The 17,981-nt window shown below is 73.7% G+C and carries 12 protein-coding genes; all 12 read right to left on the reverse strand.

Features of this window, described 5'->3' with window-relative positions:
* Positions 1-34: 34 nt before the first annotated feature.
* A complete protein-coding gene (pstC, locus tag ACZ6Y7_RS00920) occupies positions 35-1,066 on the reverse strand; it encodes a phosphate ABC transporter permease subunit PstC (RefSeq protein ID WP_465755749.1) in 1,032 nt (343 codons plus the stop codon).
* A 224-nt stretch (positions 1,067-1,290) separates the two neighbouring features.
* Complete coding sequence (locus ACZ6Y7_RS00925; RefSeq protein ID WP_465755750.1) at positions 1,291-3,885, reverse strand: hypothetical protein; 2,595 nt, start codon at positions 3,883-3,885, stop codon at positions 1,291-1,293.
* A 453-nt stretch (positions 3,886-4,338) separates the two neighbouring features.
* Positions 4,339-4,932, reverse strand: a complete 594-nt coding sequence (locus ACZ6Y7_RS00930; RefSeq protein WP_465755751.1) for a hypothetical protein — start codon at positions 4,930-4,932, stop codon at positions 4,339-4,341.
* 134 nt (positions 4,933-5,066) lie between these two features.
* On the reverse strand, positions 5,067-6,101 hold the full coding sequence (locus ACZ6Y7_RS00935) for a PstS family phosphate ABC transporter substrate-binding protein (RefSeq protein ID WP_465755752.1): 1,035 nt from the start codon (positions 6,099-6,101) through the stop codon (positions 5,067-5,069).
* A 320-nt stretch (positions 6,102-6,421) separates the two neighbouring features.
* A complete protein-coding gene (locus tag ACZ6Y7_RS00940; protein WP_465755753.1) occupies positions 6,422-6,826 on the reverse strand; it encodes a hypothetical protein in 405 nt (134 codons plus the stop codon).
* Positions 6,816-7,160, reverse strand: a complete 345-nt coding sequence (locus ACZ6Y7_RS00945; protein WP_465755754.1) for a YegP family protein — start codon at positions 7,158-7,160, stop codon at positions 6,816-6,818. Before ACZ6Y7_RS00945 ends, ACZ6Y7_RS00940 begins: the two co-directional genes overlap by 11 nt.
* Before the next feature lie 294 nt (positions 7,161-7,454).
* A complete protein-coding gene (locus ACZ6Y7_RS00950) occupies positions 7,455-9,263 on the reverse strand; it encodes a sensor histidine kinase (RefSeq protein ID WP_465755755.1) in 1,809 nt (602 codons plus the stop codon).
* 58 nt (positions 9,264-9,321) lie between these two features.
* Complete coding sequence (gene cydD, locus ACZ6Y7_RS00955) at positions 9,322-12,825, reverse strand: thiol reductant ABC exporter subunit CydD (RefSeq protein ID WP_465755756.1); 3,504 nt, start codon at positions 12,823-12,825, stop codon at positions 9,322-9,324.
* Positions 12,826-12,829: 4 nt separating this feature from the next.
* A complete protein-coding gene (gene cydB / locus ACZ6Y7_RS00960) occupies positions 12,830-13,900 on the reverse strand; it encodes a cytochrome d ubiquinol oxidase subunit II (RefSeq protein WP_465755757.1) in 1,071 nt (356 codons plus the stop codon).
* Between the two features lie 30 nt (positions 13,901-13,930).
* Positions 13,931-15,475: a cytochrome ubiquinol oxidase subunit I gene (locus ACZ6Y7_RS00965; protein ID WP_465755758.1), complete on the reverse strand. Its 1,545-nt coding sequence runs from the start codon at positions 15,473-15,475 to the stop codon at positions 13,931-13,933.
* Between the two features lie 416 nt (positions 15,476-15,891).
* Positions 15,892-17,271 (reverse strand): oxygenase MpaB family protein, encoded by a 1,380-nt coding sequence (locus ACZ6Y7_RS00970; RefSeq protein ID WP_465755759.1) that lies wholly within the window; start codon positions 17,269-17,271, stop codon positions 15,892-15,894.
* Positions 17,264-17,875, reverse strand: a complete 612-nt coding sequence (locus tag ACZ6Y7_RS00975) for a Uma2 family endonuclease (RefSeq protein WP_465755760.1) — start codon at positions 17,873-17,875, stop codon at positions 17,264-17,266. Before ACZ6Y7_RS00975 ends, ACZ6Y7_RS00970 begins: the two co-directional genes overlap by 8 nt.
* Positions 17,876-17,981 lie beyond the last annotated feature (106 nt).

Genomic DNA, 17,981 nt, shown 5'->3' on the forward strand with positions numbered 1-17,981 from the left:
CCTGCGCGGCGGGTTCGCTGACGCTGCGTCACGGTCAGTCCGCCGTCGCGGCGCCGGAGCGCGAGCGGTTGATGACGATCCCGGCCAGCACGTTGACCAGCAGGGTGAGGGCGAACAGCACCAGCCCGGCGGCCATCAGGGCGGAGAGCGACAGCGCGTCCGACTCGCCGAAGCGCAGGGCGATCAGCGCGGAGATCGAGTTCGCGCCGTTCTCCAGGATGTGGGTGATGGTCTTGAAGTTCGGCGAGATGATCAGCGCGACGGCGATGGTCTCGCCCATCGCGCGGCCGAACCCGAGCATCACCGCGCCGATCACCCCGCCCTTGCCGAACGGCAGCACCACCGCCCGGACCATCCCCCAGCGGGTGGAGCCCAGCGCGTACGCGCCCTCCCGCTCGCCCTGCGGGGCCTGCGAGAAGACCTCCCGGCTGAGCGAGGTGATGATCGGGATGATCATCAGGGAGACCACCACGCCGGCGATGAAGGTCGAGGAGGTGTACGAGGTGCCGATGTCGCCGATCCGCACCTTGAGGAAGGGGACGGTGTCGCCCAGGTGGTTGGCCAGCCAGCGGACGAAGCCGATGATCCGCGGCTGCAGGAAGAACAGGCCCCACAGGCCGTAGACGATGCTGGGGATCGCCGCCATCAGGTCGATCAGCGAGATCAGCGCGGCGCGCAGCCGCACCGGCGCGTACTCGGAGATGAAGACCGCCGTGCCGAGCGCCACCGGGACGGCGATGACCAGCGCGATCAACGCGATCAGCAGGCCGTCGGGCAGGACGGCGGCGATGCCGAAGTTGTGCGCGGCGGTCTGCCACTTCTGCTCGGTCAGGAAGGACCAGCCGACGGCGCGCAGGGCGTCGGTGCCGCGCAGGATCAGGAAGAAGGCGATCAGGCCCATGATCGCGAAGACCGAGAGGCCGGCCGCCCGCAGCACGCCGCGGAACACCCGGTCGCCCGGGGTCGCGGGGGCGGTGATGGCGCGCGGCACGTCCTGGTCGGGCCCGTGCTCGGGTCGGCGGGGCGCCCCGGCGTACGGTGCCGCGGGCTCGGCGGCGGATGTCATGGTGTGCTCTCCGGGCTCGGGAACGGGCGGACCGACGGGCGTACGGACCGACGGGCCGGCGCGTGAACGGGCGGGCGGCCCGACGGGGTGCGGCCCGACGGGGTGCGGCCCGACGGGGTGCGGCCCGACGGGGTGCGGCTCGACGGGCGTGAGGCCCGACGGGCCGGCACGTGAACGGGGGGCTCGGCGGGGCCGTGACGGCGGCCCCGCCGAGCGGCGGGTTCCTACCTGCGGCGCAGCCGCGCCCACCGGGTGCGGGCACCGGCCAGCACCTTCGCCCCGGCCGGGGTGCCGCCGAGGAACAGCGCGGCCGGTCCGCCGACCAGCAGCACCAGGCCGGCGATCAGCGCGACGGGCAGCAGCAGCCGGGCGGTGCCGGGGCGGTCGGGCACCGGGGTGCCGACCGGGGCCGCGGCCAGCGGGCCGCCGGAGGGGGCGGCGGAGGGGGCCGCGGTCGCACCGGGCTTGGCGCCCGCCGCCGGGGTGCCGGCCGCGGCGCCGGCGGCGCCCGTTCCGCTGGAGCCGGTGCCGGAGAGCCCGCCGCCGGTCAGTCCGTCGGAGGAGCCGCCGCTGCCGCCGGAGTCGCCGCCGGTGGAGGTGGCGCCGGTGCCGGCGTCGCGCACCGGGCTCGCCCCGCCGGACGTCCCGCCGGAGCCGGCCCCGGACGTCCCGCCGGTGGTGCCGCCCGGGGTGCCGCCGTTCCCGCTGTCCGGGGCGCCCGGGTCGGTGCCCGGGGCCGGCGGCGCGGTCTGGTTGCCGGGCAGCTTGCCGTCCTGCGCGGCGACGTGCTGCACGGCCTCCTGGGCCTGCTGGCGCTGGGCGCCGGTCAGGGCGAGGTAGCCCTGGGCGAGCTGCCCGGGCGCGATGCCGTAGGTCTGCCCGTCGGTGGTCACGGACTTGAGGAACTGCGCGATCGCGGCCGCCTTCGCGGCGGGCACCCCGCCGGTCGGCACCATCGCGTACTGGACGACGCTCAGCGGGTAGGCCCGCTGGTCCCGCGAGAACGCGGTGTCCGGCGTGCCGTAGGGCAGCTGCTGGACGCCGGTGGCGGGGTCGCTCGGCATGTCGGCGACGGCGGCCTGGAAGCCGGCCGTACCGGGCGCGACGAAGGAGCCGGCCGGGTTGAGCAGCGCGGCCTCGGGCAGCGAGAACGCCTTGGCCTGGGCGGTGTCCATGAGGGCGAGCATGGCGCGCCCGCCGGGGAGCTGGACGGAGCAGGCCTTGTGGACGCCGGTGGAGTCGGTGTTCGGGTCCTGGCAGTTGGGCTGGCCCTGCATCATGTTCCGCAGCACCCGGCCGAGGCCGTCGATGGAGGGGTTCCACTCGTACTGTTTCCAGTGCCGCAGGTCCACGTTCGGCTTGTCCATGTCGGGGCCGGTGAAGTCCTGGGCCTGGAAGGCCTCCGCCGGGTAGCCGGCGAACTTCGGCTTCAGGTAGAAGCTGTCGACGCGCATGCCCCACGGGTCCGGCTCGCCGTCGAGGAAGCGGGCCGCGTCCGGGTCGGAGGCCACCCACGAGGTCAGCAGGTAGGTGAAGTCGGTGGTGCCGCCGGGGACACCGGGGTAGATCGTCAGGATGCCGCCGCAGCCCGTCGGCCAGTGGATCCCGTTGGCCGCCGTCTCCGGGTTCAGCTGCTTGAACTCGGGGTCGCCGAAGAGGCAGACCGGGTTGCCGGCCACGGAGGGGATGGTCGAGCCGGGCGACGCGTAGGACTGGGTGAGCAGTTTGGCCACCAGCCGGGCGTTCAGCTTCATGTCGCGGATCGGCCGGCCGGTGGTCGGGTCGTCGACCAGGTACGTGAGCGAGATGCCGGTCGTGGCGAGCGGCGCGTAGACGTAGGGGCGCGGCGGCGGCGACCGGTCCGGCCGCGCCGTCAGCGCGACCTCGGTGCTGCCGCTGCCGGACAGGAACGCGGCCCGGGCCTGCGGCTCCCCGCTGGCCGGGACGTAGCCCACGGTCATCGGCGAGTCGCCCAGGCACAGTCCGGCCCGCCACTGCTGCATGGCCCGGTTGGCCAGCTCCAGCCCGGCGGCGCCGAAGGACTGGGCGTTAGCGGTGCACGCGTCCGGCGCGGGGGCGAAGGACAGCGGGACCACCGTCCGGTGCTGCCAGGCGCACTGCTCGCTGGTCCGGTTGCCGGTCTTCCAGTTCTGGAAGGCGGGGCCGGGGGCCATGATCCCGTCGGCGGCCGTGTAGCCGTCGAGGTCGTCGTCCAGGTCGTGGAACTCGCAGTCGGCCCCGCCGTCGTGGGTCTGGAAGAGGTCCAGCGGGTCACCGCCGTAGTTCGGCTCGACCACCAGGGAGCAGGGGTGGGTGGCGTCGCAGCCGAGCGTGGCGCTCTCCTTGGCGCTCCACACCTCGATCGAGGTGCTGCCCGAGCCGTCCGGGCCGGTCGCGGCGATGACCTGGTTCGAGGGCCACTCCGGCGTCTCCAGGTGCGTGGGGCGGGGCGGCTGCTCGAAGCCCTTCGTCCGGTCGCCGCCGTAGAGCGTGCTGCCGTAGCAGTCGGTCACGGAGGGGTCCGTCCCGCGGCACTGGTAGACCCGCACCGCGTAGAGGATCTTGGTCGACTCCTTGAGCGCCACCGACACCGGGGCCTTGCTGCCGATCGCGACGGTCGGGGTGAACCCGCTCCAGGAGACCTGCAGCACCTGGTTGGTCAGGTTGGTCGTCTGGGAGACCGTCACGCTGCCCGCCGGACCGTACTGCTTGGTGGCCGGGATCCAGACCTTCGGACCCGGCACCGTCACGGCCGAGTCGGCGTGCGCCGGCGGCACCGCGCCCAGCCCGAACGGAACGACGACTAGCGCCGCGACCACGGCCCAGACGGCTGACAGGGCCGGTAGTCGACGGCGCCACCGCCCTCGGCCTCTCGGGTCGGGTACGCGGTTTCTCATGGCGGAGCCTCCGGAGGTGCGGGCCGCCGAGGGGGGCGGCGCGAGGGCGTCGATCGCGCTGGGACGGACGATTCCGTGCGTACGATTCGGCCAGTCGGACATGGCGGGATCCGGTCGGCCAGGTGTACGAGACCACAACGCGGCGACTCCGTACCGGAGTTGGACGATCCGCACGCGACGGGCCCGCACCGTGGCGCGGGCCCGTCGATCTGCGGTGCGGTGCGGTGCGGCGGCCTCCGCCACGGCGGCGTGCGGCGCGGCGGCACGCGGTGCGACGGCACGCGGTGCGGCGGCACGCGGTGCGGCGGCACGCGGCGCGGCGGGGTGCGGTGCGGCGGGGTGCGGTCGGCGACGCCGCGGTCGGGCCGCCGGGGATCAGTGCGCGGGGGTGTAGGCCAGCGCGAGCCTGCCGATCTGCCGGCCGGCGGTGAAGAAGCCGGTGCCGAGCTTGGCGTCGAGGTAGTTCGCGCCCTCCGCGTCCACCTGGAAGCTGGAGGAGGTCAGGTTCTGGGTGAGGCCGCTGCGGTTGATCACGTTGTCGCCGGCCGGGTCCAGCAGCGGCACGGGCGTGGTCGAGCCGTTCGGCACCGCGGTGAAGTAGCCGTCGGCCACCGAGAAGTCGAACTGCTTGAAGGACACGCTCTTGCCGGTGGCCAGGTTCAGGAAGAGCAGGCCGCCGCCGAACTGCACGTCGCCGTAGAAGGACGGGATGTTCGCGGCGCCGCCGCTCACCGGGAGGGTCACGGTCAGCCCGGCGGCCGGGTCGAAGGCCGGGTTGGCGGGCTGGAGCGGGATGACCACGATGCCGTTGCGCGCGGCGTCGGTCAGGAAGTCCACGTCGGTGGTGATCACGGCCTGGCCGGACGCCGGCGTGGCGGGGGTGTCGGCGGCGGCCGCACCGCCCGCGGCGGTCACGGCGAGGACGACGGCGGCACCGGTCGAGGCCAGGCGGGCGCTGATGCGGGACATGCTGAACTCCTGGGGAGAGGAAGGGTGAGGGGTCGTGCGTCGGGGCCGGACGGGCCCCGGGTGCCGTCGAGTCGCCGATCCGGCCCGGCGGCCGCGGGGTGGAGCCCCGCGGCCGCCGGTCTGGTGCGGGTGACTCAGGAGTGGGTGACGCTGCCGCAGGCGAAGGAGGACAGCGGGAGGAAGCCGAAGCTCTTCAGGTCGGCCGCACCCTTGGTGCAGATCCAGCCGCCCTTGCCGAAGACGGCGCGCAGCGTGGTGCCGTGCACGTCGGTGGCGGTCCACTCGGCGTCACGGAACACGTTGTAGACCACGCGGGAGTAGGTGGTGGCCGCGTAGGCGGAGCTGATGGTCTTGTTCACGGTGTCGACCGGCGCGACGCCGTCGACGTTGCGGATGGTCAGCGGGCCCTGGACGTCGGCGCCGCTGCCCTTGCCGAAGTAGACCTGGCCGATGTAGTGGGCCACGGAGTACGGGACCAGCGCGTTCACGTCGGACAGGGCCGGGTCGCTGCCCTGGTTCTCCTGCACGCCGCTGGTGACGCAGGAGCCCGGGTTGACCGCGACGCCGCCACCGATGGTGGTCAGGAAGAAGGAGCGGGTGCCGGAGCTGGTCTGCGGCAGGAACGGCTTGATGGTGGCGTTCGGCAGCGACGGGTTGATCTGGGTCCAGTTGGTGACCGCGCAGGTGTAGATGTCCTTCAGGTTCTGCGTGGTCAGGTTCGCCGGGGCGTTGCCGGTGCTCGGGGCGGCCCAGGCGACGGCGTCCTTGGCCATCGCGACGAAGTCGTCGGTGGTCGGGTCGGTCGGCTGCGGGCCGCGCGAGGAGCGGGCGAAGTCCACGGTGGCGCTGGTGTTGGCGTTCAGCGCGGTGATGCCGGCGCCGGAGCCGTTCGGGCGGGCGATCGGGGTGGCGCCCGACTTGGTGGTGATGGTCCCGGAGGGGATGGCGTCCCAGCTGTACAGGTGCGGGGCGCTCGGGCTGGTCACGGTGAGGTTGTAGTCGGCGGCGAGCTGGTTCAGCACGGCCTGGGTGGTGTCCGAGCCGACGCCCACGATGTCCTGGGAGTTCGGCAGGGAGGCCGGGTCGGCGACGGCGGTGCCGGCGAAGACGGTGGCGACCGAGGTCGCCAGGGCGACGGCGGCGAGCAGGTTGGCAGCGGTCTTACGCATGTTCCTCTTCCTCCGGTGGGAGAGACGTCCATCGCGTGAAACCCGTACTCCGGTCGGGAGTTCGGGGCCGGTGGCCGCGTCCGCTGCGGCCCGCCCGGCAGTGCAGATCCTGTCCGGCGGCCAGGTTCTGCCGGAAGGGAGGTCGAGAACGGCCGGGGAATGTCGATTCATCGGTTCAGCGAGGTTTAGGCACTGGTCAGCGGGGACGCGACAGGGGGGCGACCGGCCCTCCGAACGGCGTCGACGTTCTTCTCCAGGAGGCTGCTCGGGGTGTTGCCGGAAACCTGGGCTTCACCGAATGCGCACGAACGGAGGAGGACTCAGAACGGCGGGCGGCCGTCGCGCCCGGACCGGCGCAACTCCTGCCCCACCCACTGCAGTCCGGCCAGGAACCCGTCGATTCCGGCCTGGCACTGGTCGCGCCGCAGGTAGCCGCGCGCGCTGCGGGCGACCGGGACGGCGGAGGCCGCCCCCGGCCGGGTGCTGCGCACCGGCAGGTGGGCGGCCCAGACCCACTGGCGCCCCTCCGACTGCCCGATCGCGCACCGCAGCGTGGCCCGTTCGATCAACAACTCCCTGACGGCTTGGGCGAGTTCTTCCTCGCTCCGGTACGTCCTGACGCCGATGCCGAGCGGCCGCCCGTTGGCGGCCCGCAGCACCCAGCCGACGCAGCGGTCGGCCGCCGGCACCACCAGCAGCCGCGGGCCGCGCCGCTCAGCGGCCATCGGTGCGTCTCGACGGCGCCGTCCGCTCCGGGAGTTCGCGCGGCGGCTGCTTGGCGAGCAGCACCACGAAGCGCCGGAAGGCGTTCTGGCAGGTCGCGTACCGCTCGTACGCGCGGCTGGAGCGCACTTCGGGGAGGTTGCGCGAGCCCGGGATGACCCAGACCCAGCCGAGGCCGTCCCGGACGTGGGTGATGCGGGCGGTCAGGTCGGCCGCTCCGGCCCGCAGGCCGTCGAAGCCGCGCTCGGCCTCGCCGGCCGTCTCGAACGCGGCCGGGGTGATCGCGACCACCCGGCCGTTGGGCGCCTTGAGTTGCCAGCGGTAGCGCCCGTCCACGCCCCGTTCGGCGCGGAATCCCCCTCGACTTGCTCCTGCTGCGGCGCGGCCGCGGCCGGAAGCGTCCACTGCCCCCTCCGTCCGGTCACCCTCCGGTTTTCCCCTCCGGGACGGAGCAAAGCTATGTGTGCACACCGAGCGGACGAAAGCCCAGAACGTTCACAACTTGCGCCGTTGGTCGGGAAGTTCTCCCTCGTTCAACCTTCACCTGTCCGGCCCGGACGACATCGGAGCGGCCTGGGAAAGCGGCCGGTCGAAGCCCGGGATGAACCCCTGGTGCGGCTCCGGCCCGGCTCAGAGCCGGGCCGTCCAGCGCACCACGGTGCCCTTCCGGTAGGGCCCGCGCTCGTGCCAGGCGTCGCCCCCGAGCGCCTCGGCGCGGCGGGCCAGGTTGCGCAGCCCGCTGCGCCGGCCGCCCTCCGGGATGCCCACGCCGTCGTCGGTCACGCTGAGCAGCACGCCGGGCCGCCCGCCCCGGTCCAGCGACTCCGGATCGCCGCCCACCGGCCGGCCGTCGTCGCCCAGGTGGACGGTGGCGTCGACCTCCACCCCGACGCGGGAGGCCCGCGCGTGCCGGGCCGTGTTGGAGAGCATCTCCCGCAGTGCGGCCAGGAGTTGACGGCCGGTCTGCTCCTCGACGAGGCTCTCCACCGGGCCGACGAAGCTCACCGAGGGCTTGAAGCCGAGCGCCGCCGCGGCCTGGCTGGCCTCCCGCAGCACCCGGGTGCGCAGGGTGTCGGGCGCGTCGCCGTGGTTGTCGTGCTGCAGGGCGTAGATGGTGGTGCGGACCTCCTGGATGGTGGCGTCCAGCTCGTCCACCGCCTTGCCGATGCCGGTCCTCACCTCCGGCACGACGGCCCGCCGCGCCGCGCTCTCCAGCATCATCCCGGTGGCGAACAGCCGTTGGATCACCAGGTCGTGGAGGTCGCGGGCGATCCGGTCGCGGTCCTGGAAGACCGCCAGCCGCTGCTGGTCGCGCTGGCCCTCGGCGAGCCGCAGGGCCAGCGCGGCCTGCGAGGCGAAGGTCCCGGCGAGCTGTTTCTCGGTGTCGGTGAACGGCAGGGCGCCGAGCGGGCGCCAGACGCAGAGCCCGCCGAGCACCCGGCCGGCGGCGACCATCGGCACGGCCATGGACGGTCCGAAGCGGCGGGCGAGGCGCATCACCACGGTCGGGTCGGTGGACATGTCGTCCAGGTAGACGCTCTCCCCCGCCAGCAGCCGGGCCGCGAAGCTCTCCTTGGGCAGCAGCTCGCCGCGGACGAACTCGGCCACCTCGCCGGAGGCGTGGGCGACCCGCATCTGCCCGTCGCCGTCGCCCTCCGGACCGGTCGGCAGCAGGATCATGCCGAGTGCGGCGTCCGCCAGCTCCCGTACCTGCTCGGCCGCGACGGTGAGCGCGGCCTCGGCCTGCTCGGCGGAGAGCAGCGCGGTGGTGACGGCGGCGGCGCCCGCGATCCAGCGCTCCCGGCGGCGGCCCTCCTCGTACAGCCGGGAGTTCTCGATCGCGACGCCGGCCGCCGCGGCGAGGGCGTGCACCACCTGTTCGTCCTCGGGGGTGAACGCGCCGCCGCCCTTCTTCTCGGTGAGGTAGAGGTTGCCGAAGACCTCCTCGCGGACCCGGATCGGCACCCCCAGGAAGGTCCTCATCTGCGGGTGGTGCGAGGGGAACCCGGAGGAGCGCGGGTCGGCGCCGAGGTCCGTGAGCCGCAGCGGTTCGGGGCGGTCGATGAGGACGCCGAGGATGCCGCGCCCGTCGGGCAGGTCGCCGATCTCGGCGCGGGTCTCGTCGTCCACGCCGACGTGGATGAAGTCGGCCAGGCCGGTGCCGCCGGGCGCGATCACGCCGAGCGCCGCGTAGCGGGCGTCGACCAGTTCGGCGGCGCCGGTGGCGATCCGGTGCAGGGTGGCGTGCAGGTCCAGCCCGGCGCCGATGGAGACCACCGCCTCCAGCAGCCGCTGCATCCGGTCGGTGACGGCGGCGGCCGACTGCAGGCGCTCGGCGACCTCGGTGACCAGGGTGTCCAGACCGAGCGAGGCGATCTCGGGCACCCGATGGGGTGTCGGCTCGGGGGTGGCCTCGGGGAGGTCCGGCGTGGGGTCCATGAAGAAAGCCTAGTTTGTACGCTTTTCAGGCGAAGGACGGTACGGCCGGACGGCCCGGTCAGCGGGCCCCGGCCGGCTCCAGCAGGCCGTCCGCCTCCCGCTCCCGCCGCCACATCGCGTGCAGCCGTCCGTCCGGGTCGGCGAGCAGCTCCGACCAGCGGCCCCGCTCGGCCACCCGGCCGCCGTCCAGCACCAGCACCTCGTCCACCGTGCCGTCGTCCAGCCCGGCCAGCCGGTGGGTGATCAGCACGGTGGTGCGGCCCTCGGTGGCGGCCAGCAGATCGGCGGTGAGCGCGTCGGCGGTGGGCAGGTCGAGGTGCTCGGCGGGTTCGTCCAGGACCAGCACGGGGAAGTCCGCCAGCAGTGCCCGGGCCAGCGCGAGCCGCCGGCGCTGGCCGCCGGAGAGGCGGGCGCCGTGCTCGCCGACCATCGTGTCCAGGCCGTCCGGCAGACCCTCGGTCCACTCCAGCAGCCGGGCGGCGGCCAGCGCCGCGCGCAGCTCCTCCTCCCCCGCGTCCGGCCGGGCCAGCCGCAGGTTCTCCCGCAGCGAGCTGTCGAAGACGTGGGCGTCCTGCGCGCAGAGCCCGATCACCCGGCGGACGTCCTCCCCGGCGAGCGCGCGGCTGTCCACAGCCTGTGGACGGCCGTCGGCGAACCGCACCGACCCGGCGGCGGGCTCCAGGAAGCGCAGCAGCGCCTGGGCGAGGGTGGTCTTGCCGGAGCCGGACGGGCCGACCACGGCGATCCGGCGCCCGGCGGCGAGGTCGAGGTCCACTGCGGTGAGCGCGTCCACCGCCTGCCCCGGGTGCCGTACGGTCAGCCCGCGCACGGCGACGGGCAGCGGCCGCTCGGGCAGCCGCACCGGCTCCGCGGGCTCGTGGACCGGGGGTTCGGCGGAGAGCACCTCATCCAGCCGGGCCCGGGCGGCGCGGCTGCGCTGGCGGGCCTGCACGGCGAGCGGCATCCCGGTGACCGCCTCGAAGGCGGCCAGCGGGGTCAGCACCACCAGGGCCAGGCAGACCGGCGCGAGCGCCCCGGCGCGCACCCCCTGGACGCCGACGGCCGCCGCGGCGGTCACGGTCAGTCCGGTGAGCAGCGTGATCAGCCCGGTGCCGAGCGCCGTGGTGGCGGCCGACCGGGCCGCCAGCCGGGTCAGCGCCGCGTCGGCGGTGCGGACGGCGGCCAGCCGGCCGGGCAGCGCGCCGGCCACGGTGAGTTCGGCGGTGCCGGTGAGGGCGTCCACCACGGCGGTGGCGAGCCGGCCGCGGGCCGGGGCCTGCCGCCGCTCGGCGCCGGCCGACCAGCGGGCGGCCAGCGCGGGCACCAGCACGCCTGCGAGCAGCAGCCCGAGGCCCAGCACCGCCCCGGCGGCGGGCAGGAAGGCGGCCAGGGCCGCCGTCGAGGCGAGCCCGACCACGCCCGCGACGGCGGCGGGCAGCCGCCAGCGCAGGTAGTGGTCCTGCACCGCGTCCACGTCGGCGACCAGCCGGGAGAGCAGGTCGCCGCGGCGGAAGGCGGGCAGGGCGGCCGGGGCGAGCACGCTCAGCCGCCGGTACACGGCGGCCCGCAGGGTGCCGAGGGTGCGCAGCACCGCGTCGTGCGAGACCAGCCGTTCGGCGTAGCGGAAGACGCTGCGGCCGATGCCGAAGGCCCGCACCGCGGTGACGGCCATCATCAGGTAGAGGACCGGCGGCATCTGCGAGGCGCGGGAGATGAGGTAGCCGGAGGTGGCCATCAGTGCGACGGCGCAGCCGAGGGCGAGCGCGCCGAGCAGGACGGACAGCGCGAGCCGGGGCGTGGCACCGGTCCCGGAGTCCCCGGAGTCCCCGGGCTCCTCCGGTACGGCGGGGGCGGGCGTCGGCCGCCCGCTGTGGGCGAGCGGGGCCACCGGCGCGGCGGCCGGAACGGTGGCGGGGCCGGCGAGCCGGACCCGCTCGTCCACGACGGCCAGCAGGGCGGGCCGGTGCGCGACGATCAGCACGGTGCGGGCCGGGTCCTCGGCGAGGGTGCGGACGGTGTCCACGACGGCCTCCTCGGAGGCGCCGTCCAGGTGGGCGGTCGGCTCGTCCAGCAGCACCAGCGGCCGGTCGTCGGCGAGCAGCACCCGGGCGAGGGCGAGCCGCTGGCGCTGGCCGGCGGAGAGCCCGGCGCCGTCCTCGCCGAGTCCGGCGGCCAGGTCGGTCACGAAGTCGAGGGCGTGCGCGGCCTCCAGCGCCGTCCACAGCTGCTCGTCGGAGGCGTCCGGCCGGTAGAGCCGCAGGTTGTCGGCGACCGTTCCGGCGAACAGGTGGGGGTGCTGCGGCACCCAGGCGATCTGCCGGCGCCAGCTCACCGGGTCCAACTCGGCCAGGTCGTACGAGCGGCCGTCGGCGGCGGTGATCCGGACGGTGCCGGAGGTGGGGGCGGTGAGGCCGAGCAGGACGGCCAGCAGGGTGGACTTGCCGGCGCCGCTGGGGCCGGTGAGGGCGGTGCCGGAGCCGGGACGCAGGGTCAGCCCGGCGCCGTCCAGGGCGGGTTCGGTGCGTCCGGGGTGCCGCACGACCAGGTCCTCGACGGTGATCACGGCCCCGGCGAGCGCGGGGGCCGGGGTGGTCCCGGCGGCGGGCAGCGGGGTCTCCAGCACCCGGAACAGTTCGTCGGCGGCGGTCAGGCCCTCGACGCTGGAGTGGTAGAGCGCGCCGACCTGGCGGATCGGGGCGTACACCTCGGGGGCGAGGACCAGGATCAGCAGCCCGGTCTCCAGGTCGAGGGTGCCGTCCACCAGCCGGAAGCCCACGGTGACCGCGACCAGCGCGACGGACAGCGTGGAGAGCAGTTCCAGGGTGAAGGAGGAGATGAAGGCGATCCGCAGGGTGCGCAGGGTGGCCCGGCGGTAGTCGGCGGTGATCCGGGCGATGCCGGCGGCCTGGGCCCGGGCCCGGTTGAACACCTTGAGGGTGGGCAGCCCGGCGACCACGTCGAGGAAGTGGTGGGAGAGCCGGGCCAGGGTGTCCCACTGCCGGTCCATCCGGGTCTGGGTGGCCATCCCGATCAGCACCATGAACAACGGGATCAGCGGCAGCGTCCCGGCGATGATCGCGGCCGCGGTGGGGTCGGCGCCGAGGATCCGCAGCAGCACGATCACCGGGACGACCACGGCCAGCGCCAGCTGCGGCAGGTACCGGGCGAAGTAGTCGTCCAGCGCGTCGACGCCGCGGGTGGCGAGGGTGGTGAGTTCGCCGGTGCGCCGGCCCGCCAGGTAGGCCGGGCCGAGCGCGGTGGCGTGGTCGAGCAGCCGGCGCCGCAGGGTGGACTTCACCCGGGCGACGGACCGGTGCGCGGTGAGTTCGGTGAGCCAGCCGACCAGCCCGCGCCCGACGGCCGTCAGGGCGAGCAGCAGCAGCGGCGTGGTCAGTTCGGCGGGGGTCGCCCCGCGCTGGAAGGCGCGGACGACGATCTCGGCGATCAGACTCGCCTGGGCGACCACCAGGGCCGCGCCGACCGCGCCGAGGAGCACGGATCCGGCGAGGAAGACCCGGGTGGTGCGGGCGTACCCGAGGAGTCGGGGGTCGACCGGCTTCATCGCGTCAGGCCCGGTCGGTGCGGTCGGTGCGGTCGCTGCGGTCGCTGCGGTCGACGGGCCCGACGGGCGCGGCGGGCGCGTGCCCGGGGATGTGCTGGACGCCGATCCGCTTGCGGAACACCCAGTACGTCCAGCCCTGGTACAGCAGCACCAGCGGGGTGAACACCGCCGCCACGACGGTCATCAGCTTCAGCGTGTACGGCGAGGAGGCCGCGTTGCCGACGGTCAGGCTCCACGCCTCGTTCAGGGTGGAGGGCATGACGTTCGGATAGAGCGCCAGGAAGAGCATCGCGACGGCGGCCGCGACGGTCGCCCCGGAGAGGGCGAACGCCCAGCCCTCGCGGCCGCGCTGGTTGGCGGCCAGCGCACCGACCAGGGCCAGCACGGCGATCACCAGCGCGGCGAGGCTGCGGCCGTTGCCGCTGTCGTGCTGGGTCCAGACGAGGAAGAACAGCGCCAGCACGGCGGCGGCCAGCCCGGTCCGCAGGGCGGCCGCGCGGGCCCGCTCGCGGATCTCGCCGACCGTCTTGAGGGCGGCGAACACCGCGCCGTGGAAGGTGAACAGGGTGAGCGTCACCAGGCCGCCGAGCAGCGCGTACGGGTTCAGCAGGTCCCCGAGGCCGCCGACGTAGTTCTTCTGCGCGTCGATGTCCACGCCGCGCACGATGTCGGCGAAGGCCACGCCCCAGAGGAAGGCCGGGAGGAGCGAGCTCCAGAAGATGGCCTCCTCCCAGTTCCGCTGCCAGCGGGCGCCGTCGCGCTTGGCCCGGTACTCGAAGGCCACGCCGCGCACGATCAGGCAGACCAGGATCGCCAGCAGCGGGAGGTAGAAGCCGCTGAAGAGCGTCGCGTACCAGTCCGGGAAGGCCGCGAAGGTGGCTCCGCCGGCGGTCAGCAGCCAGACCTCGTTGCCGTCCCAGACCGGGCCGATGGTGTTGATCAGCACCCGTCTCTCGGCGGTGTCGCGGGCCAGCCCCTTGGTCAGGATGCCGATCCCGAAGTCGAAGCCCTCCAGGAAGAAGTAGCCGATCCACAGCACCGCGATCAGCACGAACCAGACGTCGTGGAGTTGCATGTCAGATCCTCAGTTCCCCTGCGGTGTGCGTCAGTACGCGAAGGCGAGCGGCTTGTCGGCGTCCTCGTCCGAGGACGGTCCGCGCAGTGAGGGGTCCTTGGTGGGCGGCTGCTCGGTCACCACCGGGCCGGCCTTGGCGTACTTGACCAGCAGCCGGACCTCGATGACGGCGAGGATCGCGTAGAGCGTGGTGAAGGTGGCCAGCGCCCCGATCTGGGTGCCGACGCCGACGTTGGGGGAGACCGCGCTGGCGGTGGTCATCAGGCCGAAGACGGCCCAGGGCTGGCGGCCCATCTCGGTGAAGATCCAGCCGAAGCTGTTGGCGATCAGCGGGAAGCCCATGGTCAGGATCCCGATCCGCCAGCTCCAGGTGGTCAGCAGCGGGCTGAGTTCCCGCCCGGGAGTGAGCATCAGCCGGGGCACTTCGGTCTCGCCGGTGCGGAACCCGGGGCGCAGGAAGAGCTTCTTCCGGGTGGTCCAGAGGCCGATCAGGCCGGCCACGAAGGAGGTCATCCCGAAGCCGATCATGAGGCGGAAGCCCCAGTAGGTGACGAAGATGCTCGGGATGTAGTCCTTGGGGTCGCCGCCGTGCTGGGCCGCCTCGGCGGCGGCGGTGTCGTTGATGCCGGGGACGGAGGAGCTGAAGTCGCTGTGGGCGAGGAAGGACAGTATCCCGGGGATCTCCAGCTCGACCGAGTTGTGGCCCTTGCCGACGTCGCCGACCGCGAAGACCGAGAACGGCGCCGGCGCCTGGGTGTCCCACAGCGCCTCGGCGGCGGCCATCTTCATCGGCTGCTGCTCGAACATGACCTTGCCGAGCTCGTCGCCGCTGAGCGCGGTGCCGGCGCCGAAGACCACCGCGAGCACCAGGCCGAGCCGCAGCGAGGTCCGCATCGAGGCGGTCTTCCGGGGGTCGGCCGTCTCGGGCTTGCGCTTGGTCTTCCAGAGGTGGAAGGAGGAGATGCCGACCATGAACGCGGCGCCGGTGAGGAAGGCGGCGGTCAGGGTGTGGGCGACGACGGTGAGGGTGGTGTTCTGGAACAGCACCGCGGTGATGTCGGTCAGCCGGGCCTTGCCGGTGGCCGGGTCGATCGCGTAGCCGACCGGGTGCTGCATCCAGGAGTTGGCGGCCAGGATGAAGTACGCGGAGAGGACGGTGCCCAGCGCGACCATCCACATGCAGGCGCAGTGGATCTTCCTCGGCAGCTTGTCCCAGCCGAAGATCCACAGGCCGATGAAGGTGGACTCGAAGAAGAAGGCGATCAGCGCCTCCATCGCCAGCGGGGCGCCGAAGACGTCGCCGACGAAGCGGGAGTAGTCGGACCAGTTCATGCCGAACTGGAATTCCTGGACGATTCCGGTGACCACGCCCATCGCGATGTTGATGAGGAAGAGCTTTCCCCAGAACTTGGTCGCGTGGAAGTACTTCTCCTTGTTCGTCCGCACCCAGGCGGTCTCCAGACCGGCCACCACGGCGGCCAGGCTGATCGTGAGCGGTACGAAGAGGAAGTGGTAGACGGTGGTGATGCCGAATTGCCACCGCGCGATGGTCTCGTGAGCGATTGCCAGTTCCACGTCGCCCTCTCTCCCAGCCGGCCCGCACGTTCGACGGGCGCATTCCGGACAAACCTCTTGTGTAGCCGCAGACCGTCGCCAAGCCGTGCAAGCTTGTCCGCTTGTGAACGTGAACACGTTCACAAGGGCCAGTATCCACCATCCTTACGGGGGAACGGCAGGTGGGGTGGGGTAGACGGACCTGTGCGGTGCGTCACGGCGTGCGGGGCGGTGCGCCCAGTCTGCGGATCCGGCCCCGGCCGGGGCAACGCACGACCGGGCGCCCACGGCCGCGCTCTTGGCCGAACCGGCGCTTGACAGGCCGACGCCCCGCTCGCGTCGGCGAGCGGGGCGTGCTAACGGGAGCGCACCGGCGGCAGGACGTGCCGACGGCGGGGCGCACCGGCGGCAGGAGGTGCCGCGGCGGGGCGCGCCGGTCAGGCGCGGCCGAGCAGCTGGGTGCCGCCGGTGGAATCGGCGCGGGCGGTGAAGAACTCGGTGAAGCCGTGCAGGAACTCCTCCCGGGTGATCCGGCCGTCCCCGTCCCCGTCCAGCTGCCGGAACCCGTGCGACAGCTCCGCCGGGTGCACCCGCGGGCCGCCGAACACGGCGCGGTACTCGTCGAACTCCAGGAAGCCGCTGCCGTCGGTGTCGGCGGCGGTGAACACCGCCCGCAGCGCGGGCAGCAGCCCCTGCTCCAGGTAGGCGCCGTCCCGGTCGCAGCCGGCCAGGGTCGCGGCCACGAACTCCTCCCGGCTGACCTTCCCGTCGCCGTCGGCGTCCATCGCCGTGCGCAGCTGCTCCCACCAGCCCTCGAAGGCCCGGTGGACGCGGTCCTCGGCGTCCTCGTCCAGCTCCAGCTGCCAGCACACGTTGTGCGCCATCGCCCGCAGGTCGTGCGCGGTGACGAAGCCGTCGCCGGTCTGGTCGAGCACCTCGCGGAAGAAGCGGTCCAGCCGGGGCCCGCGGGTGTCCCGGCGCGGCCGGCGGAGGCGCGCGGGCGGGCCCGACTCCTCCGGGGAGCGGTACCGCAGCCGGTCCGGCAGCCGCCGCACCAGCGCCCCGGTGCCGCGGTGCAGCACCACCGACAGCAGCGCGCCGCGCCGGGTGGCCCGCAACCCGAACCGCTCCCGCACCACCGGCGGCAGGTCCGCCACGGTCAGCTCGGTGATCACGGCGGCGGCGAGGCCCCGCACCACGCGCCAGCCGGCGTCCCCGAGGAACCACAGCCGCCGGGGCCGGGGCGCCTCCCGCACCAGGTCGCCCATCAGGTAGCGCGCCGCCTCGGTGAACTCCAGCCGCTCCCTGGCGTAGCGGGCGAAGTAGGCCGGCAGGCCCTGGGCCGTCGCGGGGAGTTCCCCCTCCGGGAGCTCGAAGGCTGCCACCGCCTCCTTGAACTCGCCGTAGGCCTCCTCCAGTCGGACGGCGTCGTACGGGTCCCCGCCGAGCCGGCGCATGGCGACCACGCACTCGAAGAGGGTCAGCAGCACCCACGCCCTGGTCGCGGCGTCCCGCGCGTCGTACGCCTGGCCGTCCGGCCCCGTCCCGCGGATCCGCTTGTGCGCCCGCTCCAGCCGGGCGACCTCCCGCCGCAGGGTGTCGGCGTCCTGGTAGAACAGCCGCCGCTCGCTCCCGAGCGTGTGCTCCACCCGCCGCCACGGGTGCGCCCGGTACGTCGAGTGCTCCGCCATCCCGGCGCCCACCGCCGGATCCGCCCCCTGCAGCACCAGCAGCCGCCACGCCACCAGGACGATCCGCCACTCCGCCAGGTCCCGCTTGAACGACGCCGAGCGGTCGGCCGCGGCGCGTTCAGTCACGGCGCTCGCCGGTGATCTCCGGGCCGATCACGAAGCCCTTGGCCGGGCCCTCGGGGATCACGGCTTCCTTGCCGTAGGGGACGCGGGTGGAGGAGATGTACTCACGGCTGTCGGCGTCGGGAGCGGTGAGAACGGTCACCGCTCCACCGTCGTCGTGATCGTCGATGATCACGTACACCGGGATGCCGGCGGCAGCATAGGCGCGTCGCTTGAGGACGTGGTCACGGCGCCGGTTCTCGGCTCCGGGGGACACGGTCTCGACGACCAAGGAGACTCCCGAGGCGAGCAGGCCCAAACCCTCGGGGTGCTCGACCTCTTCGATCTCCCTGCTAGCCACGAACGCGTCCGGGATGAGCACCTTGAGCCCGTGGATGACGTTGCAGTCGTTCCCGGGCGCCCAGCCACTTCCCCGGAGGTAGTCGAACAGAGCCTCGAGCACGGCCCGATTTACGGCGAAACGGCGGCTGCCGCCAGTGGGTGACACCGTGAGGTTCTCCTCGATGATCTCCACGCGGTAGCCCTCGGGCACGTCCGAGGACTTCCACATGTCCCACAGCACCTGGTCCAGGTTCACGACGGTCCCCTCAGCAACGAGCGCGCTCATTGAGACACCTCTTTCCTGTCCAGTCTGATCAGCCCGCGCGAGTCCGCACAAGCAATGGCTGCACGGTCGCACACGACCGAGGGGCCGGTCGTGTGAACGGTTTCCG

The organism is Kitasatospora sp. NPDC053308 (assembly GCF_055585785.1).